Below are 23,577 nucleotides of genomic sequence, written 5' to 3'. Positions count from 1 at the left end.
GAGATAGGAGGGGTGAACGTGGCTTTCGTATCCATGAAGAATCTTCTTCGAGAAGCAAAGAAACAGCATTATGCAATCGGCCAGTTCAATATAAACGGCCTTCAATGGACAAAGGCGATTTTACAAGCGGCGGAAGAAGAGCGGTCACCTGTTATTGCGGCTGCCTCAGACAGGCTCATCGATTATTTGGGCGGATTTAAGACAGTTGCCGGTATGGTTGCAGCATTGGTTGAAGAAATGTCGATTACCGTTCCTGTCGTATTGCACCTTGATCACGGAAGCAGTCCGGAGCGCTGCAAAAAAGCAATCGACGCAGGCTTTAGTTCAGTGATGATTGACGGTTCACATTCTCCGATCGATGAAAATATCGCGATGACAAAAGAGGTCGCAGCCTATGCCCGGTCATACAACGTTTCAGTTGAAGCAGAGGTGGGTACTGTAGGCGGAATGGAAGACGGGCTCATCGGGGGAGTAAAGTACGCCGACATCCATGAATGTGAACGCCTAGTCAAAGAAGCCGATATTGACGCGTTGGCTGCCGCTCTCGGCTCTGTCCATGGTAAATATCAAGGAGAGCCTAATTTAGGATTTAAAGAAATGGAAGAAATTTCACGGGTGACAGACATCCCGCTTGTTCTTCATGGGGCATCGGGAATCCCGACTGACCAAATTGCAAAGGCCATCCGGCTCGGCCATGCAAAAATTAACATTAATACTGAATGTATGGTGGCCTGGACCGATAAAACCCGCAGCATGTTCAAAGAAAATCTGGAGCTATATGAACCGCGCGCCTATATGACGCCGGGGATCAGCGCCGTCAAGGAAACGGTAAAGCTGAAAATGAGAGAGTTTGGATCTTCCGGAAAAGCCGCATACACCCAAGAAATCAAAGTCTGATTTTAATATGAAACTTGCCGGCACTCACTTGCCATAGTGAGTGTTTTTTTATTGTAAAGGAATACTAAAAGTTCCACATTTATATTGACTATAATTGATATAATAGTTATAATTTCCCTCATACTCCATTTTGATCAGAAAAGAATGTATTTTCTGAAAAATACGTACAGCAAGACGATAACAAAATAAGGTGAAGTGAATATGCTAGCAAACGTTTTGAAGTTTCGGGTTCATATTTTATTTAGTGTTTTATGTTTAATCGGCGGAACGACCTGGGCTTTTCAAAAGGTCGGCCTGAGCGACAGCCTTCCGTTTTGGTCCGCCGGCATGAGATTTATGATCGCAAGCGTCATCATTGCCGCATTTCTTTTCATGCGCAGACAATTTGTGTTTTCCAAAGAATTGCTCGTACTCTCTTTTTTCAACGGCATCATGTATTTTTCCATCCCTTTCGGTTCGGTTTACTGGGCTTCTGTTTATTTGCCGAGCGGATTGGTTTCCATTTTGGCGGCCAGCATCTCTGTTTTTGCCCTGATCATCAATCGTTTAGTCAAAGGAACGCCTGCAACCAAATTGCAAAAGTGGGGGATATGCCTCGCTTTACTTGGCATCACGGTTGTTTTTGGCAATCAGCTGCTGATTAAGGTCGATTTCATTGAAATCATTGCGATGATCGTCATTTTGTGCGCGATGTTTGGCTCGGCTTTTATACAAATTAAAGTACAGCAGAAAATCCAGTCGCTGCCGATCTTGAGCTTTAACTCTCTGTCGATGTTAAGCGGCGGAATCATTTTGCTCCTCAGCAGTTTAATGCTGGAAAGCGGCACAAGGACGTTTTCCGGTGTCAGCCTGTTTGCCTTGTTGTATTTAGCGGTTGTCGGATCGATATTGGGATTTTGGATCAATATTTATTTGCTGAAAAAGTGGCATATTTCAAAAGCGACTTCCCACCTGTTTATTTCCCCAGTCATCGCTCTCTATATCGGATTTTTGTTTTTAGATGAAAAATTGAATGCCAATATTTATTTAGGAACATTGCTTGTCATATTCGGTGTGATGTTCATTAACTTAAAAAAAGAAGAGAGGATAGCGAAAATTGACGAAGCTAAACAAACACTTGGCCATCATTTGTCAAAATAAGCAATTGCCATTTATTTTTGAAGAAGCGGAAAGTTTAGGCGTGAAGATTACGTTCTTTTACAATGCAGCAGAAGATTGCCCGGGAAATCTCCCGGCCGTTGACCGGAGTGTGGCGATTCCGCTGTTTGAAGACGAGCAATCGGCAATGGAGATTGTTCAGCAAACATTTGTCGAATCTCCGTTTGACGGCATCATGACGTTGTTTGAGCCTGCCTTGCCTTTTACGGCAAAAGCGGCGGCAGTCCTTCATCTCCCAGGGCTTCCTTTACAAGCGATTGAAAATTGCCGGAATAAAAATCAAACCCGCAGCATCCTTCAGCAAAACGGGCTGAATACACCTCTCTTCTACGAAGTACATACGATCGATGACTTGAAAGACGAAAGATTGACATATCCTTTAATCGTAAAACCGATCAACGGTTTTTCAAGCCAGGGCGTCGTTCGGGTCGATGACCGGGAACAGCTGAAGGCAGCCATTCAAAAGGTGGAGGCTGTTAACCGAGGGGAGCTCAGTCAGTTTGTGCAGGGGAAAAGCGGCATTGTGGCAGAGCAATTTATTGACGGGCCTGAGTTTGCAATTGAAACATTATCGATTCAAGGAAAGGTGCATGTTTTGTCGATCGGCTATAAAGGGGACAGCAAGGGACCGTTCTTTGAAGAAGGCGTCTATATTGCTCCGGCCAGGTTGGATGAAGAGTGCCGTCTGTCGATCATCAGGGAGGTGGAAAGAGCCGTTTCAGCATTGGGCATTCACCAAGGGCCGGCCCATACAGAATTAAGGCTGGACAAGGACGGAAAGCCTTATGTCATTGAAGTAGGCGCAAGAATCGGCGGCTCTGGTGTCTCCCATTACATTGTTAAAGAAAGTACAGGAATCAACTTCATGCAATTGGTCATACAAAATGCCTTTAAACCGCTGGAGGAGCATCAATTCACAGGGCAGATCCACCCTAAGAAGACGGCAGGCAATTACATCATTCCCGTTCAAGGGGCGGGTACATTTGAAAAAATAGACGGGCTTGAAACGGTGAAAAAAAGACCGGACGTCAAACGGGTGTTTCAATTTTTTAACACCGGCGCCGAGATTCTGCCGTATCCGCATTTTTCCGGATATCCGGGGTTTATTTTAACAAGCCATGATTCATATGAAGAATGCGAGGCTTTTTATCAGAGGCTGAATGATGAGCTTACCATCATATATCAAAATAATTTGACGGGTACAATAGGAGGTTAAAATGATCCCGACTAAAGTGCAGGAAGAGCAAGCAGTAATGATTGTCCATACATTAGGCCCAAAGGGTACGAATTGTGAAAAAGCCGGCCGGCTTTGGCTGAAAAACCAAGGATTGCGTGGAGAAGTCAGGCTTTATGAAACCCTTGAAGAAGCATTGCTTCATGTTAAAATAACTGAAAATTCGGTTCTTTTAGGCTGTGCCGTTTATCCGTTTTTGCATAATATTGTATTTGAGAATTTATTGGATTTAAAAATCATTGACAGTTTTGTCATGCCGACATACAGCATGGTTTTTGCCGCAAAACCAAACACGAGTGAAACGGAGATTAAAACAGTCGCTTCACATCCTGCACCGGCCCACCTTGCGAAGCTATTCAGCGACCATGTCCAATTGGTCACCAGCAATGCCCAAGCTGCGCTGGCCTGCGCTTCCAATGCGGCTGACGGCTGTATTACAACGATTAAAGCAGCTGATGAAAATAACTTGCAAATCATAAAAGATTTCGGTGAAGTGCCGATGTGTTTCACCATTCACGGGCTTAAAAAAATATGAGGAGGAAGCCGATGCCGACATTGACGCGCGACATTGTAAACATGGTGAATGAACAAATTGTGCCGCAGATTCATGAACTGCAAACATACCAAAATGAAGAAGGACAGATTGTGGAGCATCAAAGGAGAGCGGAACAACTGCTTTTGGAATTGATCAAAGACGCGGGAATCATATATGAGGCGGTTCATTTAAAAGCGGCCGCCCAAGCATTTGAACAGGATGTGTTGGATTGGATCAGCCGCGGTCTGGAAAAAACGCCGTTTTTTGACAGATTATTAACGGCTTACCGTCCGCCGAATGACAAAGACACCACCTTCTTTGCGGCTCCCATCGTTACGCCTAACGGTCCGCATGCAAAAGGCTGTTTTTTTGAAGCCTTTTTAGCTATTCGAGAAGAGCCGGCCATGATGAGGCCGATTGAAGAAGAGATGCCGCATCCGGAAAACGGCTGTCAATCTTTAAAACTTCTCGCCGGAACAAAAGGCTTTACAGAAGAAAAATGCATCGTCTTCTTCCCGGAAAATGTCAAGACGAAAGAGAAAATCACAACGCAGACGTTTGCCATCTTTTACTTTAATAAGTTTTATCAAATTTATCATGGGGACACGCTGAAGAGAGCACAGGCCATTTTTGAAAATGTTCCTTTCAAATCTGCGAATCTGCACCCAGACCGAACATATGAGGCGAGGGTCCTTTGGGGTTATCTGCATGACTATTATCACCACTGCGGAAAAAAGCCGTTTCATCAACATATTCAAGCGAAAATGAATTTTTTTGCGGGAATATTAGAGGAAATTAAAGTGGATTGCCAGTCTATTTTGGCTCTCTCAGAACGGCAATATGACTATTGGGAAGAAATTATCGAATTTGTCTTGTTCGAGCGGCTCCTGCGGTATCCGAGCCAGCATAATGCCACACAAAACTTTGATTCAGGGACGGGTTTTTTTCTGTTCAGCTGGATCATTGAAAACGGCCGTTCCATTCAAAAGGGAAAAGAGAAGCCTGTGTCACTTGATCTTCGTTTGTGTATGAACGATTTGAAGAAGCTTGTTGCCGAAATAGAAGAGCTTGAAGAGACAGAAGATGATTTGGCTTATAAGAAAGCGGCTGAAAGCTATGTGAGGCGGTATTTGCCGCCGGGCGGTGAAGGAGAACGTTTTAGTGTTCCTGTTCAATATTTTATTCATGAAACAAACAATGCAATCGAAACACCTTATTTGCGATTTAAACAAGATGAGGGGTTGAAACATTGAATCTGAGGCTAAGCAACATTGGCCGGAAAATGAATGAAAAGACAGGGGTCAGAGCGGTGATGGGCGATATTCAGGAAGTTCTGGCCGGCGGAGAGCGGCAATATATCAATTTAAGCGCGGGCAATCCAATGATTCTGCCGGAAGTCTCCTCGATGTGGAAGTCTGCTTTAGCCAGCTTGCTCGAGGACGAGCATTTTCCTTCGATCATCAGCCAATACGGGTCAAGCTATGGAACGGACGAACTGATTCAAAGTGTTGTCCGTTTCTTTTCGGAGCGGTATCAGTTTGATATACAAAAGGAAAATGTGCTGATCACGGCGGGAAGCCAGCAGCTGTTTTTCCTGGCCGTCAATTCGTTTTGCGGGGTGGGAAGCGACTCCATGATGAAAAAGGCCTTAATTCCGATGCTTCCCGACTATTCGGGATACAGCGGTGTGGCGCTGGAGCGGGACATCATTGAAGGAATTCCCCCAATCATTTCGATATTAGATGATCACACGTTCCGCTATGAGCTGAATCGAGAGGGGTTTTTAGAAAGAATGCGGACCGACCCGCACATCGGGGCTGTCATACTCTCACGCCCGAACAATCCTTGCGGAAATATACTATCTGCAGAACATGTTGTCTTCATTGCAGACGCCTGCCGTGAAGCCAATGTTCCGCTGCTCATTGATTCTGCATATGCCCCGCCTTTTCCGGCGATTAATTTTATAGACATGGAACCGATTTTCAATGATCAAATCATTCATTGCATGAGCCTCTCAAAAGCCGGCCTGCCTGGAGAAAGAATCGGAATCGCCATCGGGCCTGCCCGATATATTCAGGCAATGGAGGCTTTTCAGTCAAATACGGCGATTCATTCTTCAAGGCTGGGACAATATATGGCGGCTTCTGTATTGGATGACGGGCGCCTCGCCGCCGTTTCGCAAAATGAAGTGAGGGCTTATTATCGGAACAAATTTACGCTGCTCAAGGAAACGCTGCATTGTACAATGCCAAAAGATATCAAATGGTATCTGCATAAAGGAGAAGGCTCGCTTTTCGGATGGCTGTGGCTTGAAGACTTCCCCGCAGCCGATGCAGAACTGTATGAGCAATTGAAAGCGAACGGTGTCATCATCGTCCCGGGCTCATCTTTCTTTCATCATGAAATAGGGCACATGCCTCATGCGCACCAATACCAATGCATTCGAATCAGCTTAACGGCAGCGGATGAAGATATAAAAAGGGGAATTGATGTTTTGGCTAGGGTTGTGAAGGAGATGTATGAACAAAAAGTGATGTGATTGATCCGCTAAAAAAAGAAGAGACAGGGGTAGTAGACCCTGTCTTATTCTTCAACGCTTCCGGTAGCCGTCTTTCTCTTTCTGCGCCTTACCGTTATCAAAATCAGAATGACAGCTATCACCAAGATCAACACTAGAATCCCGATGTACAGCAGATTTTGCTGACTGCTTTTCTTTGTATCATCCGTCTGTGTTCCGCTTGTTTTTGCTGTGAGCTGCTGATGATTTGTGAACAGCTGCTGGCTGTCCGTTTCATTGATGACGGTCGCAGTGTGATCATTGCTGTCCAGAAAGCTGATCAATTCTTTTGTGACCGCGGTGCTTTTCCCATTAAACGGTGCAAATACAGCCATCGAGTAATTTGAATCCCACAGCGATGTTTGGGTAAACGCGACTCGTTTTGTTGTTTCATTTAGCATTTGAAATGATGACACATCGAGCGACCCGTTTTTCGTCTCCACAGCCAGTTCAGATGCTTTCTCCTTCAGAAGAGAAAACTGATCCACGCCGCCGATGAATATTAAGTTTCTGCCTTTCGCGTCCTTCGCTTTGACTTCAGAGGATTTTCTTACTGTGAATGACTGCAGGGCTTCACTTCCGAAGGAATCCGTCACAAGTGAAAGTTCTTGAAGCTTCGCTTGATTTACGTCGTCAGGGAGGACAATCAGAGTTGGTTTGTCCTGATCTCCCGCATAGGGAAGCGGCCAATCTTGAAAATCGGCAGCTGCTGCCGAGCTGCTGACAGGGTAAGACAGGGTGCTGCTTTTATCAATAAAAACCCATTTGTCTTCGTCTGTCGTGTAGCAAGGATTGTTTTCCTTCAAGCCTGAAGCGGCAAATTGAATATCGATGTAACGGTTTTTTTGCAAAAGCTTCGGATCGACTTTTAATGTAACATGATAAAAGCCGTTTTTGTCTTCTTTTCCTAACTCATCAAGTCCGATGGAATGAGGCTGGCCATTGATCATGACCTTCAGCTCTGCCTTTTTAGCAGACAAATCGCTATTGTCCGCCGATTTTTGAATCGTTTTTGATGTTTTCAATGCAAGAGACAGCTTGGCAGATTGATTCTTGTCTAAAATCGCCGGAGTGGGATAATAATAATGCTCCGAAGAGGTTTGGTCAGAGCCGATCGTCAAATCCCCCGCCCCGAAATCCTCAAGTGTCAGCTTATTGCGATCCCGATTTTTATGCTGTTGAAGTTTGCTGATGGCCAGAGTTTCTCCGCTCAGCTGACCGGTGTACGTTTTATCGGTAATCACGCTGATTTTTTCAGACAGGAGATCATCCGATTTGGCGGTGACAAACAGTACAGGCTGCTGTCTGTCCTTTGCTTTAAGCACCCGCTCCGCGAGCAAAAGCTTTTCACCTTGCGCTTCCAACCGGTCTTGTTTCAAAAGCTTTTTCACCTTGCCGCGCCAATGGTGTTGAACGCCGATCAAAATCGTCGGCCTGTCGATGCGCGTCACGTCCGATTCGTTCAGGTATGAAATGCTGACACTGTTGTCAACCGTTTTAAGATAGCTTTCCGTTTTCACCGCTGCTTCTATTTCGGCAGAACTCGGATCATCCGGAATGACGATTGCTGTTTCTTCCGCGGTGTTTCCCGATTGGGCAAAGGGATACGGATAATGTTCAAGTGTTGCACCTTTTGCTAGGCTTTTGCCTCCCAATGTCAGACGGCTGTCCGGATAAATTTTGATCCAGTTGCCAGATGAGTCCTGTCTGACGCAGACGCCTTCTTTCACCACTCCGTAAAACTTCAGTGATAAGCTGTGAAAGCCTTGGGATGACTGGCTTTTGCTCAGCGAAAGCTTCAATTTTTTCCGTTCAGCATTTCCGTCAAGCTTGACCGATTTGACCGGTTCGCCATCGACCTCTGCCGTCAGAGAGGAGGGGGCAATTAAAAGGTCTGATGCCTCGTATTCAAGCCAAAGCTGCTGATGGGAGGAGGATGCACCCGCCGGGATTTGATATGTCAGCTCTGTCGAATCCTTTGCACCGTACATTGTGATGAGATCGTTCGTGAGCATTTGCTCCTTGGCTTGTTCGCCGCTGTTTTCCTTCAAAATAGAGCCGTCCACTTCGATGTCCTTGGCTAAGGCTGCTTGTCCTGTCATCGCCGCCAGCAGGACGCCTGCGAGACATATGATTGCATGTTTCAAAAAAGTCACCCGCTTTTCTTTTGATTATATCGTTCTGTTTTGTACCACTTCACTTCTTGCTTGAACAGACGATGCTTGATTTCTACGAATAATGAATAAATCACGAGCACAATCCACGCCTGTGAGTATGTAAAGTACATCAGAAAGACGATGAAAAAGTTTTGCCTGTTCATTTCTGTTTTTTCAATGCTCAGCGTAATCATGACCTCTGTCATGAAGAGGAAGAAAGCCAAAATCCACAAGAGCATTGACAAAAAACCGACCGACAAGTGCAAATCATAAAATAAATTAATCACAAAAATCGTGTTTGACATAATCACGCCAAAGAAAAATAAAAAATACGTAAAGAAGAAATAAAACAAATCAAAAACAATCCGCTTGCGTTTCAGCTTGAAAAACTGCGCTAAAAACTTCAGGACGACATACTGATTGCCGCGCGCCCATCGTGTCCGCTGGCGCCACCACACCTTCCACGTTTCCGGCTCCTGCTCCCATGTAACGGCAGCCGGAAAGAAACGGATATGGTAGCCGAGGTTATATACGCGGATCGTCAGCTCGGTATCTTCGGCCAGCGCTTTGTCGTCCCATCCGCCGAGCCGTTCGATAATGCTCCGGCGGATGGCAAAGTTGGTGCCGGGGATCGTAGCGATTTTGAACCATTTCCATCTTCCGCCCTGCGCCATCCATTGAAAACAGATCGTTTCAATGTTAATAAACTTTGTCAGCAATGTTTTCGCCGCATTAATGACGCGGAATTTCCCCACCACGGCGCCGGCCTTACGGTCATTCATCAAACCGAGAACAAGGTAATAAACAGCCATTTTTTCCGGTGTGTTGTCGGCGTCATATACACAAATGACATCCCCGTTCGATTCGGCAAAACCGGAATTGAGGGCCGAGGATTTTCCTTTTCCCGCATAGGGCGGTTTGGTGACCACCATTTTAATGAAACCGTATCGTCTGGAAAACTCATTGACGATGTCGCCTGTCCGGTCGGAGGAATTGTCATTGATGACGATGATCTCCAGTCGGTCCTTCGGGTAATAGAGGTTGACCATCGCTTTCAGCGTCTGCCGAATCACAACTTCTTCATTGTGCGCCGGAATCAGAACGCTGACCTTCGGAAGGTCTTTCAGGTTCTCTTTCCACTTTGGGATGTTCAGTTCGTAGGTCATGTAGTGGCGGAACCCGCCCTGCATCAGAAACATGTGGTACACCAGCATGGCCCATATTAAGCTTAACGAGATAAAGAACAGAACATTACCCACGGCTTTTTCTCTCCTTAAAAATTCGTTTTTTTAATGTGGCTCTCAAGTAAAGGGTGTAGCTCAAAAACATGGCGACAAACAAGAGCACAACGCTTGAGAGAATCCAAAGCGCTTTTTCCAGCGGGCTTTGCTGATGATGGTCGAAAAACTCCTCAACGGCATTCACCTTGCTTTTTACTTGAATGGTTCCATCCCCATTCGTGTGAATGACCACTTTGTCTGTTTTAACCGTTTGCTTTGTTTTCTTTAAATCAAGCCATTCGCTGTTCGGAATGCGTTCCATTTGATCAATAAGCTCAGGCAGATATTCCATACCAAGATAAGGATGGTAAAATGCTCCGGCTACTCCGCCTTCAAAATCGATCATTTGTGAGATATTGTCCTCGACATCGCCGAGCGGATTCGGATCTGATGCATCGACATAGCCGAGTGTTTCAGGATACAGCGTCATCCCATGTAGCATGGCGGGCTTCGTCACAAACGGCCCCGTACCGGAAGTTTTCCACGTTTCATCACTAAGCTGGACTTGGCCGATAATGCTTGAAAAGTACTGTGAGGTGATTTGATAACCGTGCTCTGACATCGTATAGTGCGGCGCTTCAAATGCTAACGGATACAGCCCTTCAGCGGTTAAATCCTCAATAGCGCGAGTCAGCTTTTGTCGCGTATACGTTTCTTCGTTTTTTCTGAACGGCTTCAAATAACTGTTATAAGCCGCTTCATTCGGAAAGTCCTGTTCTTTTTTTAAAAGGGATGGGGCATCCTCCGCGTTTTGCGATGTGATCGGCTGGTCAGCCTCGGCATCCCAAAATTCGAAGCCCTCCCCGGTTTCACTGTAGCGGTAGGCATGAGTATATCCGTGAACAACCACGCTGCCTCCCATGTCTTGCAGTTTTCGCAACGTTTTGACCAACTTCGGTTTATCAGACAGATAGACTTTATCGCCTGTTTTAGGATTCAGGTAAACCGGAATAACAGACAGGATAAAAGGAATGTTTCTTTCATGCAGATAGGACCCCGCTTGCAGCAGCAATTTTTCATCTGACATCGGACTGATGTCCTCCAGCCGCAAATATAAGAGTGTGTTCCCTGTCGTTTCCCCAAATGCTTCTCTGAGCTGTTTCGCCACAAGCAGGTTGTTGTTTAACAGGTTTGTTAAGCCGATATACACGTTTGCTTTGTCGGTTTTCCATACAAAAGGGTGAGCTTTCCCATCAGCAGATGTGTATGTGTACAATGCCTTCCCCTTCAGTCCTGATACGTCGAGAACTTTGAGCCCGCTTTCCAATGAGGCTTCGCTTTTTTCGCTCGTGCTGCGGACTTGGTATACACTGTCTTTGCTTGTCAGCGAAAGACCGGAAAATTGGCTGAATTGCCCGGCGTTATAGCCGATCGCAATCACGGGCGTTTTGCAGGCGCTGATCTGTGACACAAGCTGCTTGTTCAGCTTTCTTTTTGTTTGGCCGTAATAGATGATATGCTTTTTCTCTGTGAGATCCGTTCGCTTAACATCAGCATCTTTTTTGACAGTGACACGGGACGAGAAATGGCCTGCGATCAGATCGAGCATTTTCACATCGGACAATTCTTTTCCATCCAAGGTCGAATAGATGATGAGAATTCCGCCATTCTCCTGCTTCGCTGCGGCGGAATCCGGTATGTAAAAAACGGCTGAAAGTATGAGCACTGCTGCGTATACAAGGGATATTCGCTTATAGTTCATTCATCATCATCTCATTCTCCAGTTCTTCTAAAAATTGCTCAGCCGTCTTCAAATCTTTTCGATATGTCAAGTAGCACACATGGAAGGTTAAGGTGACATACTTGCCATTTTGCAGCTGGTACGTGTCCAGCTGTTTTTTCAACTTTGCCAGGACAGCAGGCATATGTTCAGCCGGCGTGTGTGTCAGCACGATGCCGAATCGTTCTTCAGAGGGGCGGAATTTCTTGTCCGTTTCCCGTACACAAGATCTGATTTGGCTGCTGACAAATTGAAAGAGACGATCGGTTTCTTTTTCTCCGTACAGCGATTTAAATTCCTTGAAATAATGCATTTGAAGCAGCAAAAAAACAAACGAATTGCCGTACCGCTCCGCGCGCTTCATTTCTTCTGACAGCTCCAGCTTCATTCTCTGCTGATTATCAAAGCCTGTCACTCTGTCAATCGCTACGAAGCTTTTGATTTCAGACTGCAGACGCTTGACCGAATGCTGAAGCTCAGTCGCAACATCGTGAATTCTTCCTGATATAAAGGAAAACAGCAAAAGGGCCATTCCCCAGACGACGAGCATTCGCAGGCCTTCTTCAGGCGGAAAAACCGCGGCCTGGCTCGTTTGTAAAAACATCATTAAGGTTCCGAGAACAAATAAAACGACGATGGTCCCCGCCAGCGCGTAAATCGGTCCAAGCCATATTCCGGCTCCGATGACGGCAAATGTAATACAAATGATCAAAACTGCTTCGGACTGTTCGGCTGAGACATAATAAATAAATACAGAAAGAGCCGCCGCGAGCCCGATCATGTATGCAAACATTTTCTGTGAATCAGTGAACGATATTTTCATCAAAAAGCTTCCTTTCAGCCAGTAACGGCAGCAGGTTGTCAAAAGAGTGTGTATCATTGCCGCTCATATATCCGCCATAATACGTTTCGGACGAATCAAGAATTTCAAAATCAATCATTTTTTCATAAAGCGTTTTGATGACGGTTTTGTCTTCAGCTTGATTCATTAAAAACAAAATGGCCAAAGCGTAAACGGATGGAGACTCGTATTGAACAGCAGGTTTTTTGGTATCCGCCCAATACCGTCCATACAGTTTTCCATTCGCTTGAAACTCCTGTTTGATCCAACCCGCCAAAACCGCGGCTTTTTCATCGCCAGGCTGTAAATGCCAAGCCGCATACAATTGATCAATGAGATTGACTTCATTGTCATAGCTGTATTCCTTCGTCTCTGTGCTGTATGTTTTCGGCAAAAAACCGTTTTTTAAAGGAGCGGTATAAAGAATATTGGCGTTTCGGGCTTCGGTCTCTTCATCGATGATCCCATTCTTTTTCAAAACGGATAACGCATCAGGCATAATATACGAAAGGGTAATATCCTTCGACGCCGCTTGTGAGGAAGCGTCGTAAAAATCGGTGAAAATCCCGTTGTTCATGTTGTGCGTTTTTAAAGCGGCGCCGATTTCCCGGGCTGATTTTTTATATTTCCGGTTTCCCCACAAATCGGCTGCTTGATCCAGGCTCAGCATGATTCTGAGATCATCTATCAAGGCGTTCGCCGCGCTTGCTTGTCCGTTTTCAATTTTCCATGTCACCAGGCCGTTGTCCATGAGAAAGGATTTGGTCAGGTGCTGATATTGCTCTTGAAAATGGGAACTGTCTTTTTTGCCGACTAAAAATTCCATCCACAAGCCGAGTGATTCCGATAAGTAAACAGGCGGATCAGAGAGGTTGGTTTTAATAAGCCCCTGATCACTCATTAAATGATGATTAATAAAGTGCTCGGCTGACTGGAGCGGTTCATTGTTTTGGTCATTGTTAAGCTTGTTTCCGGCTTTGACACAGCCGACGGAAAGACTAATGGTTAAAAAGCATAAGATCACACCAATTAATACATACCTCATGGGCGCACCTCCCTTTAGGCTGAATGTTAAAGTTTTGAGAATAGATCGTGACATATTTCATTTATTATATATGAAAAAATGGAGATTGCTAGGTTTTTTTAATCTTTTTGAACTATTAATAAACAGGGATTAAAGACTTATAATAAATCTTTTCACCCATCATGAACAGATTTTTTTAGTAAGAATATGATCTCATCATTTCTCTTTCGTGTGGGAATGTAAAAATAACCAATTGTAGTGCCGGGGTTTTTGATCATAGGAGGCAATCAGATCAACACTCATTTTGAATGGTGAGAAGGGGAGGTGTGTCTTTTTGAAGACTTTTGAAAGAAAAAAATAGGTGTATAGCTGTCACTGCTGCATTGCATATCATCCGTTTTTGATAGAGCAAGTGAGCGGCTGAAGACAAAAAAGGGGCTGATGCGTTCTGGCGTCTGTACTTGAAGGAGTTTAGACGTGCAAGGAGGACTGGCAGCATTATTTTATATACAATGTATTTTTGCAAATATCGTAATTTTTATGAAAAGTTAATAAAATGCTACAGTTTTTCATTTTATTCATGATATTGCTATAACTATCATGGGGGAAATCGAAGTTCAGGAAGACGGTGTGAGCTGTGGCGGCAATCCTTTTCTCAGCACTGCTGAGTACGTATGGGTCAGGGATGCATATCCACACATGTACGATTCGGTAAACAAAAGAGTTCAAATTTGGAGAGACTCTTTTTATGTAGATTGTGATTTAGTCGAATGTCTAAAAAGATAGTCTAGTGTGAAGAGAAAGTTGGGTGGCCGCCAACTTTCTCCTGTTTTCAACATTCATCAAACGATTACCCAAACCAGCAGTTTTCCGTTGTTTTAAATTCGCCTGCGGCAAATTCGGCATCACCTTGTGGTGCAAAATTGAGAACACCAGTGACTACAACGCCTGCAATCGCCAGCCCTAAAAGCATTTTTTTCATCGGTTCAGTTCCTCCTTTCTTGTTTGAATGTTGTCGCGAGCGATGATTCCTTCATCAAAATATTTCGCCGCTTGTTCAAGGCAATTCTTTCTTTTGAAGTATCTGGCTGCATTGATGGCTAAGTCTGCCGCGTCTGACCAAAGCCTTTTGCCTCGCAGCACGTCCAAGCCCTTGTCAAGTAGTGCTTCATTTTGCTCTTTATAAATGGAGTGGATAACCAATAGTTTGGCTTGATATGTTTCTTCATTCAACTCTGTTGCGAGTTTGACAGCTTTTTCGTACCATCCGGATGCTTCTTCGATCAGACCTTTTTTGAATAAAACTCGTGCCAACATGTAGGAAGTTCTGAGTGTGGAGAGTTTTGAGTGAAGCTGTTCTAAGGTGCTGAAGGCTGATTCAAATGATTCTTGGGCTGAATCAAGCTTTTCCTGCCTCTCATAGCAAATGCCGAGATTGTGGTATCCGAGGGCTTCAGCAAAACTTTGCCCGGTATCGGCTGCCATTTTGATCGCTTTTTTAAACAGCCTTTCAGCTGCTTCGTATTGGAAAAGATCCAGCTTGTTAGCCGCAATAATCATTTGGGCGGAGGCGGCCCGCTGCTCATAATGATCAATTGCCAAAAAGCTTTCGAGCGCTTTTCCAGCATGATTAATTGAAAAGAAATTTTGTCTGATTTCATAATAAGCAATGGACAGATGATAGTGAAATTCGGCTAATTCGATTTCGTCGGGAATTTTGTGCAGTGAATGCTCAGCGATTTTGTAAAAGTTAATGGCAGCGGTGAAATTTTTTTTATAAAACTCATACATACCGCCGAAAAAGTAGAAATAATATTGAATCATGTTGTCCGTACCGATTTCTTCCGGCGTTCTCGTGATATTTTTTAAGAGTGTCCCGGATTCTTCATATCGTTCTGTCAACAGCTTAAATCGCGAATCAATGAGGTTGAAGTACAAAAGAACGTCCTGATTTTCTTCCATCGTCTCAAGCGTCCTTTTGATCTCTTCTCTCATGGCGGCCGCTTCGGCGATATTGCTCTGTCTGATCAGCCCATACCATTGATTCAAGCTGTTACCCACTGCTTCGAACGCAATTTTTGCTGCCACTCTTTACCCTCCATTCACCAAGATAATAACCACCCTACATTAACCATTTTATCATAATAATGGCATATTAATAGTTGTAAAGAAAACAAGTTTACTATAGTCAACATGTCATGAGAATAATTAAGTTGGAATATTTTGATCATACTTCTTAAATTTATAATATAATAGAGAATACCAATGAAAGGAATAGCTGGAGGGTTTTATGGAGAATTCCGCAACAATAATTAAAGACCATGAAGATTGGACAGATCGAATATCAGATTGGAAATTGATCAAACGCCAAGAGAATAATGAACATTACATTAAAGTATCTTTAAAAACAGGAGGATATCAGTACTGGAGTTTAGAAAGATGCAGAATCAGACCTGTCCGTAAAATAAAAATCGGAGAAGACGAACAGGTTTTTTTAAAGCAAGAGATCAAGGAGGGAATTGAAAGTATAGTCGTTTACGGAGAAAAGTATGCGATAGTGATTTTTAAAAATAGTAAAAGGTCTTATATTTATCATTTAAAAGATGTTAAAAAGGTTATATTGGGTAACAAACGGTTTAAGAACTATACAGATTATTTTAGATATGTAGCTGAAGAAAAAGATAAAACGCCAAATGATATTCCTCCTCTAAAACGTCAATTTAAAACGTTAAATATCAGAGTAGATAGCGCTCTTTATGCGTATTTTGAAAAAAAGAGCAAGAGCCTTGGCGACGCTCGTAATATCATTTTTCCGTTTGGTCTGAATTTGAGTCAAATTCAAGCAGTAGAGTCTGCTTTTTCTTCGCAGTTTAGTGTTATAGAAGGACCACCCGGAACAGGTAAAACACAAACGATCTTAAATCTTATTGCCAACATCATAATAAAAGGTCAAACAGCAGCTGTTATTTCCAATAATAATGCAGCTGTTTCTAATGTGAAGGAAAAGCTGGAGAAAGCAGGTTTCAGCTTTCTTATGGCTTCCCTGGGAAATAAAGAAAATCAGAAACAATTCTTCAATCAGCTGCCTCAAGTTCCAGGCGATATTAATGATTGGTCAATTGAACCAGAAAAAGAATCCGAGCTGTTACATAATATTATTGAGGATACAGCACTTATTAAAGATCTTTTTCAGCTTCAAAACCGACAAGCCATTTTAAAACAACAGATAAAAGATCTTAAAACGGAAAGAGTGTACTTCAAAGAACACATGAGAACTCAAGAACGTTTAGAACCTAAACTGCTCCCGTTCTATAGATTTGATAATACAAAGATCTTAAATTTTATGGCTGATGAAGTGATGAATAATGAGAAGAGAATGACATTTTTCAAAAAGATGAAATATTTACTTTACTATGGTTTATATAATTTTAAACTTATGGGAGATAGTTTACAAAAACAAAAAATACTCACTGAACTACAGTATAAATTCTATAATCAAAAAATAATGGAACTAGAAAATGAACTAGAGCAAGTTAATAAAACATTGAGAACAAAGAACTTTGAAGAAATTAACAAGCGAATTCAAGAACATTCTGTTTTATATTTTAAGAGTAAAATCCATCAAACTCAAAAGAGAGATTTCTTTGTTCATTTTGATCAAAAAAATTATAAACGATCATCAAATTTTAATATTTTCAAAAGGAGATTTCCAATTGTGCTAAGTACTGCTTTTTCTTTGATGGATTCAATTCCTAGCGGTTATTTATTTGATTATTTAATCATAGACGAAGCATCCCAATTAGAGCTGGTTCCAGGTATACTTGCACTCAGCTGTGCTAAAAAAGTAATAATTGTAGGGGATACAAAACAGCTCCCTCATATTCCAGATCAAAAAATCTCTTCCGGAATGATGGGAATTGAACCTTGCTTCGACTATGCAAAACATAGTATGCTTCACTCAATTTTGGAAGTATTTAAAGAAAACATTCCTGTTACATTGTTGAAAGAGCATTATCGGTGTCATCCAATGATTATAAAGTTTTGTAACGAGCGCTATTATAATGGTGAGCTGATACCATTAACTAAAACTGATGATAACAGTGAACCATCAATTGTTCTCATTAAAACTGCAAAGGGAAATCATATGCGGATTTTTGGGAACGGAAGTCGTTATAATATACGTGAAATAGAGTCATTACAAGAAGAGACAATAAGAGATTTGACTTTTTCAAACGATTATCAAGACATTGGTTTTATTGCGCCATATAATGGGCAGATCAATGCTGCAAATGAATATATGGAGAAAGAAATTATAAAAAACACTGTACATAAGTTCCAGGGACGGGAATGTGACGGAATCATCTTTTCAACCGTTCTTGATAAAAAAGCCCGTAAAATAGATATTGAATTTGTGGACGATAGTGCATTAATCAATGTAGCCGTCTCAAGAGCAAAAAAGAGGTTTGTTTTAGTTTCTAATGTTGATATTTTCAAAAAAAGCAATAAAGAAATTTCCGAGTTAATACGTTATATGGAATATTACACTGAATCAAGTCTCTATCATGAGAGTAACGTCATTTCAGTTTTTGATCTATTATACAAAGAGTTCTCTGAAGTGCTTCTTAAAAGGGAAAGAAAGCTAAAGGACAGTGATTCTAAATTTAAATCCGAACGGATTATTGCCAGTCTGTTAAGGGACATATTTGATGAGGATAAGTATAAAAAATTCAATTTTCAAAGAGACTATCTTTTAAAGGATCTACTGAGAAAGACATCTCATTTAAGCCCAGAAGAGCAAAAATTTATACAAACTTCTGCACACTGTGATTTTCTCATTCATTATAAAATGGGGAATGAACCCGCAGGAGTAATAGAAGTAGATGGTGCAGCATATCATAATAAATCTAATAGGGAGCAATCTAGACGAGATTCGTTGAAAGATTCAATTCTTAGAAAATCAGGTATACCTCTGCTCAGATTAAAGACAATTGAAAGTGGCGAATATAATAAAGTTAAAGAGTTTTTAAATTCAATTTTAACTAATGGTTAAAACAACAAATGTTAATGTGCGGCAAGGTTTTAGAATTTCAAGCTACACATGGGGCAAAAGGCGATCTTTATTTAAAAGTTCATCTGGATGAAAAAGACCAACAACCTATATAATATGGTTTAAAACGGTTGCAAAAGGGGAGGCGCGTGATGGACAAGGAAAAACAGCAATTAAGCATAGAAGCTGCAAGGCTTTATTATCAGTCGGATTACAGCCAGCAGCAAATTGCCGAACAGCTTGAGATTTCAAGGCCGACCGTATCAAGGCTGCTGCAGTATGCAAAAGATAAGGGATATGTCCAGATCCGCGTTATGGATCCGTTTGAGGATATGGATGCGCTCGGCGCGATGCTTGAAGAGAAATACGGGCTGCTTGAGGCGCACGTCGTGTTTTCTCCGACGTCCGATTATACGACCATTACGCATGATCTGAGCCGCTATGGCGCTGAGTATATGCACGGCGTTGTCAAGGACGGCGACATCGTCGGCGTAAGCTGGGGAACGACCATGTACCAAATTGCGCAAAACATGCATGCCAAGCAGGTGAAAGGCGTAGAGGTCGTCCAGTTAAAAGGCGGAATCAGCCATTCCAATGTCAATACGTATTCGTCCGAAACGATTCAGCTGTTTGCCGAGGCTTTTCAAACGATGCCGAGGTATCTCCCGCTGCCGGTTGTGTTTGATAACGCCGAGGTCAAACAGATGGTAGAGCAGGACAGGCATATCAAGCGGATCATTGAAATGGGCAAGCAAGCGAACATCTCGCTGTTTACGGTCGGCACAGTTCGCGATGAAGCCCTTCTGTTCAGACTCGGTTATTTTAATGAAAAAGAAAAAGCGCTCCTGAAAAAACAGGGAGTCGGCGATATTTGTTCACGCTTTTTTGATGCGGACGGAAACATTTGCAGCGATGCGATCGATGCACGGACCATCGGCGTTGAACTGGCTGATCTCAGGCAGAAAGAGCGGTCGATTCTCGTAGCAGGCGGCATCAGGAAAACAGCCGCTATCCATGGCGCTCTGAAAGGGAAGTATGCCAATGTCCTGATTATCGATCAGCATACGGCAAAAGAGCTGTTAAAAGATTAAAACGTCCGGGAAAAACGGCCCGGATTTTACTTTATTTTCTATTGAACAAAATTTCATATGATAATTTACATTTGTTCAAAAATCGGTTATGCTGAAACTATCTTAAATAAAGGAAGTGCTAGTATATGGCGATTGCAAATCAAATTGATCATACAGCATTGAAACCGCATACACGAAAAGCAGAGATTAAGAAATTAATAGAGGAAGCGAAAACCTATCAGTTTGCTTCAGTCTGTGTCAACCCAACATGGGTCGAATTCGCGGCCAAAGAGCTGGCGGGCACGGAAATCGACGTTTGCACTGTTATCGGCTTCCCGCTCGGCGCCAATACGTCTGAGACAAAAGCGTTTGAGACGAAAGACGCGATTGCAAAAGGCGCGACAGAGGTTGACATGGTCATCAACATTGCGGCATTAAAAGACGGTGACAATGATTTGGTTGAAGCCGACATCCGCGCTGTTGTGGAAGCGGCCAAGGGAAAAGCCCTTGTCAAAGTCATCATTGAAACGTGTCTGTTGACAGATGAGGAAAAAGAGCGCGCATGCCGCTTGGCTGTTGCAGCTGGAGCAGATTTCGTGAAAACCTCAACCGGATTTTCCACAGGCGGTGCGACAGCGGAAGATATCGCTTTAATGCGGAAAACCGTCGGACCTGACATCGGTGTAAAAGCATCCGGAGGCATCAGAACAAAAGAGGATGTTGAAAAAATGATATCGGCAGGAGCAAGCCGAATCGGCGCAAGTGCCGGGGTCTCCATCGTCAGCGGAGCGGAAGGGAAAAACGAAGACAACTATTAAGATCAGGTTAGCGGGAAGCCTATGCTTCCCGTGTAATGAAACAAAAATGTAAGCGAATTCATCCTCGGGAGGATCAAAACAATGAAGTATCTCATCGGGATTGTTGGTTTAATTGTCGTTTTAGGCCTTGCTTGGCTTGTAAGCAGCGGAAAAAAACGAGTGAAACGCCGTCCGGTTATCGTCATGATTGTGCTTCAATTTGTATTAGGATATATTTTGCTGAACACAGGTGTCGGCAATTATCTTGTCGGCGGTTTTGCGAAAGGCTTCGGCTATTTGCTCGAATATGCGGCAGAAGGTGTGAATTTTGTTTTCGGCGGACTTGTGAATGTGAATGAATCCACATTCTTCTTAACCGTACTTCTTCCAATCGTATTTATTTCAGCTTTAATCGGAATTCTTCAATATTGGAGAATCCTTCCGTTTATAATAAAATATATAGGCATTGCGCTCAGCAAAGTAAACGGAATGGGGAAGCTTGAATCCTACAATGCTGTGGCGTCAGCCATTTTGGGCCAATCTGAAGTATTCATTTCACTGAAAAAACAACTGGGCTTGCTGCCGAAGCACAGACTCTATACATTGTGTGCTTCAGCAATGTCCACTGTATCGATGTCAATCGTCGGTTCCTACATGACGATGCTTAAACCGGAGTATGTGGTTACCGCCCTTGTATTGAACTTATTTGGCGGGTTTATCATCGCTTCGATTATCAATCCTTATGAAGTGGATCCAGAACATGATATGGTAGAGGTGCAGGAAGAGGAAAAACAATCCTTCTTCGAAATGCTTGGCGAATACATTATGGATGGCTTTAAAGTCGCGGTCGTCGTGGCGGCCATGCTGATCGGATTTGTGGCGATTATCGCGATGATCAACGGTATTTTCAGCGCTGTATTGGGAATATCCTTCCAAGAACTGCTCGGATATGTGTTTGCACCGTTCGCTTTCTTAATAGGTATTCCGTGGAACGAAGCTGTGAATGCTGGAAGTATCATGGCAACGAAAATGGTGTCAAACGAGTTTGTCGCCATGCAGTCGCTCGCGCAAGGCGGATTCCATTTCAGCGGCCGCACAGAAGCGATTGTTTCCGTATTCCTCGTCTCATTCGCCAACTTCTCATCCATCGGCATCATCGCCGGTGCCGTGAAAGGGCTGAATGAAAAGCAAGGAAATGTCGTCGCCCGTTTCGGATTGAAATTATTGTACGGTGCCACACTTGTCAGCTTCTTAACGGCTACAGTTGTCGGCTTGATTTATTAAACATTGACAAAAGGATCGGTGATCACAATGAGAATGGTCGATATCATCACAAAAAAACAAAACGGAAAAGAATTGACGACAGAAGAAATTCAATTCTTCGTAGGCGGCTATACAGATGGCAGCATTCCGGATTATCAAGCCAGTGCGCTTGCCATGGCTATCTATTTTCAAGATATGACAGACAGAGAACGCGCCGATTTAACAATGGCTATGGTCAATTCCGGGGAAACGATCGATCTCTCTGCTATCGAAGGCATCAAGGTCGATAAACACTCCACCGGAGGTGTCGGCGACACGACAACGCTTGTACTCGCACCGCTTGTCGCCGCGCTTGACGTGCCGGTTGCCAAAATGTCAGGACGCGGCCTTGGACATACCGGGGGAACGATTGACAAGCTGGAAGCAGTTGAAGGGTTTCACGTGGAACTTTCTAAAAACGAATTCATTGACCTCGTCAACCGTGACAAGGTCGCCGTCATCGGACAAAGCGGAAACTTGACGCCTGCTGATAAAAAACTATATGCGCTTCGTGATGTGACAGGGACGGTCAATTCGATACCGCTGATCGCAAGCTCGATCATGAGCAAGAAAATCGCTGCCGGGGCAGACGCCATCGTCCTTGATGTCAAAACAGGGGCCGGCGCCTTCATGAAGACGGACGAAGACGCCGCCAATCTTGCAAAAGCGATGGTTCGTATCGGAAATAATGTCGGCCGCCAAACGATGGCCGTCATCTCTGACATGTCTCAGCCGCTGGGATTTGCCATCGGAAACGCGCTTGAAGTGAAAGAAGCGATCGACACATTAAAAGGCGAAGGACCAGAAGACTTACATGAACTTGTCTTAACATTAGGCAGCCAAATGGTCGTTCTCGCTCAAAAAGCCGAAACACTTGATGAAGCAAGAGAGAAATTGATTGAAGTGATGAAAAACGGCAAAGCGCTGCAAAAATTCAAAGACTTCCTGGAGAATCAAGGCGGTGACAGCTCAGTTGCAGATGACCCGGCAAAACTGCCGCAGGCCGCTTACAAAATTGACGTCCTTTCCAAAGAAGCGGGTGTTGTTTCAGAAATCGTCGCCGACCAAATCGGAGTTGCAGCCATGCTGTTAGGTGCCGGACGCGCGACAAAAGAAGACAAAATCGACCTCGCCGTCGGCATCATGCTCCGCAAAAAAGTCGGAGATGCCGTCGAAAAAGGCGAACCATTGGTCACGCTCTACGCCAACCGCGAAAATGTCGATGACGTCATCGCAAAGGTTTATGAAAACATCCAAATCGCCGAGAAAGCAGAAGCGCCAAAGCTGGTGCATACGGTGATTACTGAATAATAGGGAATGGGAACAGCACACGCCTGAAAGGGATGTGCTGTTTTTTTGTTGAATGAATATTCTTTTCTAAAAGCAAGACTTTTTTCTCATTTACCTATTCTATTCCATCCTGTAGTATGAAAAAGGTCTGTATTGTAATCTTTTTACATAATCGAATAGTCAAAGGCTGCAGGAGGATTTTAGAAGGTGACTAAGCGAATATTTGCATCTGTTATCGTTAGTATTTTAATTTTAATTCTTACTTTTATCATTTCGTTTATTCTGTACGCTATTGCTTCGTATTTTATCATGCAATTATTCGTGACGGGAGAACCTTCACAAGATGAGGCGCTCGGATGGGGATATTTGGGTCTGCTGTTTCTCTCTTTTATCTTGGCGATTATTACGGGAGGAATCGTTGGCACCGTTTATTTTTTAAAATACTTTAAAAACTACAAAAAGAAAACGATGCATAAAAAAGAAAAAACAAAAACTGAATCAGGCTGATTTGGTCGGGTACTATTTTGGATTCTAGTGTGTGTTTTTCTATGAGATGGCTGAATTTCTTCAGCCGCTTTTTTAATTGTCAAAAAATAAAACCTTTTAAAATCAAAAATCTTTATCGTATAATCGCATTCAAACACATACAACATCGATCACAGGAAAACA

The 23,577-nt window shown here is 43.3% G+C and carries 19 protein-coding genes; 12 read left to right on the top strand and 7 right to left on the bottom strand.

What is annotated here, in order from left to right:
- Positions 1-18: 18 nt before the first annotated feature.
- The 6 genes from fba to BTA30_RS04825 all read left to right on the top strand — a co-directional run bounded on the left by fba (position 19) and on the right by BTA30_RS04825 (position 6,363).
- A complete protein-coding gene (gene fba / locus BTA30_RS04850; RefSeq protein ID WP_076759949.1) occupies positions 19-897 on the top strand; it encodes a class II fructose-1,6-bisphosphate aldolase in 879 nt (292 codons plus the stop codon).
- A gap of 201 nt (positions 898-1,098) precedes the next feature.
- On the top strand, positions 1,099-2,037 hold the full coding sequence (locus BTA30_RS04845) for a DMT family transporter (RefSeq protein WP_076759946.1): 939 nt from the start codon (positions 1,099-1,101) through the stop codon (positions 2,035-2,037).
- Positions 1,994-3,271, top strand: a complete 1,278-nt coding sequence (locus BTA30_RS04840; protein ID WP_076759943.1) for an ATP-grasp domain-containing protein — start codon at positions 1,994-1,996, stop codon at positions 3,269-3,271. The genes BTA30_RS04845 and BTA30_RS04840 overlap by 44 nt, the downstream gene beginning before the upstream one ends.
- 1 nt (position 3,272) lies before the next feature.
- Positions 3,273-3,824, top strand: a complete 552-nt coding sequence (locus BTA30_RS04835) for a prephenate dehydratase domain-containing protein (RefSeq protein ID WP_076759939.1) — start codon at positions 3,273-3,275, stop codon at positions 3,822-3,824.
- Positions 3,825-3,835: 11 nt separating this feature from the next.
- Positions 3,836-5,077 carry a DUF6421 family protein gene (locus BTA30_RS04830; protein ID WP_076759937.1) on the top strand — a complete coding sequence of 414 codons (1,242 nt, stop codon included), beginning with the start codon at positions 3,836-3,838 and terminating at the stop codon, positions 5,075-5,077.
- On the top strand, positions 5,074-6,363 hold the full coding sequence (locus tag BTA30_RS04825; protein WP_076759935.1) for a valine--pyruvate transaminase: 1,290 nt from the start codon (positions 5,074-5,076) through the stop codon (positions 6,361-6,363). Before BTA30_RS04830 ends, BTA30_RS04825 begins: the two co-directional genes overlap by 4 nt.
- 44 nt (positions 6,364-6,407) lie before the next feature.
- Here BTA30_RS04825 and BTA30_RS04820 read toward each other — a convergent pair whose 3' ends face one another.
- The 7 genes from BTA30_RS04820 to BTA30_RS04795 all read right to left on the bottom strand — a co-directional run bounded on the left by BTA30_RS04820 (position 6,408) and on the right by BTA30_RS04795 (position 15,490).
- Complete coding sequence (locus BTA30_RS04820) at positions 6,408-8,528, bottom strand: cellulose biosynthesis cyclic di-GMP-binding regulatory protein BcsB (RefSeq protein ID WP_076759933.1); 2,121 nt, start codon at positions 8,526-8,528, stop codon at positions 6,408-6,410.
- A 5-nt stretch (positions 8,529-8,533) separates the two neighbouring features.
- Entirely contained in the window at positions 8,534-9,796 is a 1,263-nt protein-coding gene (locus BTA30_RS04815; protein WP_076759929.1) for a glycosyltransferase family 2 protein, read from the bottom strand.
- The gene (locus tag BTA30_RS04810; protein ID WP_076759927.1) at positions 9,789-11,519 is read right to left on the bottom strand and encodes a DUF2334 domain-containing protein; all 1,731 of its coding nucleotides are present in this window, start codon (positions 11,517-11,519) and stop codon (positions 9,789-9,791) included. Before BTA30_RS04810 ends, BTA30_RS04815 begins: the two co-directional genes overlap by 8 nt.
- On the bottom strand, positions 11,509-12,360 hold the full coding sequence (locus tag BTA30_RS04805) for a diguanylate cyclase domain-containing protein (protein WP_076759925.1): 852 nt from the start codon (positions 12,358-12,360) through the stop codon (positions 11,509-11,511). Before BTA30_RS04805 ends, BTA30_RS04810 begins: the two co-directional genes overlap by 11 nt.
- Positions 12,341-13,423 (bottom strand): glycosyl hydrolase family 8, encoded by a 1,083-nt coding sequence (locus BTA30_RS04800; protein WP_076759922.1) that lies wholly within the window; start codon positions 13,421-13,423, stop codon positions 12,341-12,343. The genes BTA30_RS04805 and BTA30_RS04800 overlap by 20 nt, the downstream gene beginning before the upstream one ends.
- 829 nt (positions 13,424-14,252) lie before the next feature.
- A complete protein-coding gene (locus BTA30_RS22675; RefSeq protein WP_094777290.1) occupies positions 14,253-14,384 on the bottom strand; it encodes a Phr family secreted Rap phosphatase inhibitor in 132 nt (43 codons plus the stop codon).
- The gene (locus BTA30_RS04795) at positions 14,381-15,490 is read right to left on the bottom strand and encodes a Rap family tetratricopeptide repeat protein (RefSeq protein WP_076759919.1); all 1,110 of its coding nucleotides are present in this window, start codon (positions 15,488-15,490) and stop codon (positions 14,381-14,383) included. Before BTA30_RS04795 ends, BTA30_RS22675 begins: the two co-directional genes overlap by 4 nt.
- Before the next feature lie 202 nt (positions 15,491-15,692).
- On the opposite strand from BTA30_RS04795, the gene BTA30_RS04790 reads away from it, so the two are divergent.
- The 6 genes from BTA30_RS04790 to BTA30_RS04765 all read left to right on the top strand — a co-directional run bounded on the left by BTA30_RS04790 (position 15,693) and on the right by BTA30_RS04765 (position 23,415).
- Positions 15,693-18,452 carry an AAA domain-containing protein gene (locus tag BTA30_RS04790; RefSeq protein WP_076759916.1) on the top strand — a complete coding sequence of 920 codons (2,760 nt, stop codon included), beginning with the start codon at positions 15,693-15,695 and terminating at the stop codon, positions 18,450-18,452.
- A gap of 149 nt (positions 18,453-18,601) precedes the next feature.
- A complete protein-coding gene (deoR, locus tag BTA30_RS04785; protein WP_076759914.1) occupies positions 18,602-19,540 on the top strand; it encodes a DNA-binding transcriptional repressor DeoR in 939 nt (312 codons plus the stop codon).
- A 125-nt stretch (positions 19,541-19,665) separates the two neighbouring features.
- On the top strand, positions 19,666-20,337 hold the full coding sequence (deoC, locus tag BTA30_RS04780) for a deoxyribose-phosphate aldolase (RefSeq protein WP_076759912.1): 672 nt from the start codon (positions 19,666-19,668) through the stop codon (positions 20,335-20,337).
- A gap of 81 nt (positions 20,338-20,418) precedes the next feature.
- Positions 20,419-21,600 carry a NupC/NupG family nucleoside CNT transporter gene (locus tag BTA30_RS04775; RefSeq protein WP_076759910.1) on the top strand — a complete coding sequence of 394 codons (1,182 nt, stop codon included), beginning with the start codon at positions 20,419-20,421 and terminating at the stop codon, positions 21,598-21,600.
- 27 nt (positions 21,601-21,627) lie between these two features.
- Positions 21,628-22,929, top strand: a complete 1,302-nt coding sequence (locus BTA30_RS04770; RefSeq protein ID WP_076759907.1) for a pyrimidine-nucleoside phosphorylase — start codon at positions 21,628-21,630, stop codon at positions 22,927-22,929.
- 186 nt (positions 22,930-23,115) lie between these two features.
- Positions 23,116-23,415: an RDD family protein gene (locus BTA30_RS04765; protein WP_076759906.1), complete on the top strand. Its 300-nt coding sequence runs from the start codon at positions 23,116-23,118 to the stop codon at positions 23,413-23,415.
- Positions 23,416-23,577: the final 162 nt, after the last annotated feature.

The sequence above is a fragment of the Bacillus swezeyi genome, from assembly GCF_001969815.1.
Lineage (GTDB): Bacteria > Bacillota > Bacilli > Bacillales > Bacillaceae > Bacillus > Bacillus swezeyi.
The sequence above is the reverse complement of the archived record's forward strand: the minus strand, read 5'-3'. Positions and strand labels throughout refer to the sequence as shown.

Coding starts and splice junctions, on each gene's coding strand:
- BTA30_RS04845 (WP_076759946.1), top strand. CDS start 1,099: ATGCTAGCAAACGTTTTGAAGTTTCGGGTTCATATTTTATTTAGTGTT.
- BTA30_RS04835 (WP_076759939.1), top strand. CDS start 3,273: ATGATCCCGACTAAAGTGCAGGAAGAGCAAGCAGTAATGATTGTCCAT.
- BTA30_RS04830 (WP_076759937.1), top strand. CDS start 3,836: ATGCCGACATTGACGCGCGACATTGTAAACATGGTGAATGAACAAATT.
- BTA30_RS04810 (WP_076759927.1), bottom strand. CDS start 11,519: ATGAACTATAAGCGAATATCCCTTGTATACGCAGCAGTGCTCATACTT.
- BTA30_RS04805 (WP_076759925.1), bottom strand. CDS start 12,360: ATGAAAATATCGTTCACTGATTCACAGAAAATGTTTGCATACATGATC.
- BTA30_RS04800 (WP_076759922.1), bottom strand. CDS start 13,423: ATGAGGTATGTATTAATTGGTGTGATCTTATGCTTTTTAACCATTAGT.
- BTA30_RS22675 (WP_094777290.1), bottom strand. CDS start 14,384: ATGAAAAAAATGCTTTTAGGGCTGGCGATTGCAGGCGTTGTAGTCACT.
- BTA30_RS04790 (WP_076759916.1), top strand. CDS start 15,693: ATGGAGAATTCCGCAACAATAATTAAAGACCATGAAGATTGGACAGAT.
- deoR (WP_076759914.1), top strand. CDS start 18,602: ATGGACAAGGAAAAACAGCAATTAAGCATAGAAGCTGCAAGGCTTTAT.
- deoC (WP_076759912.1), top strand. CDS start 19,666: ATGGCGATTGCAAATCAAATTGATCATACAGCATTGAAACCGCATACA.
- BTA30_RS04775 (WP_076759910.1), top strand. CDS start 20,419: ATGAAGTATCTCATCGGGATTGTTGGTTTAATTGTCGTTTTAGGCCTT.
- BTA30_RS04770 (WP_076759907.1), top strand. CDS start 21,628: ATGAGAATGGTCGATATCATCACAAAAAAACAAAACGGAAAAGAATTG.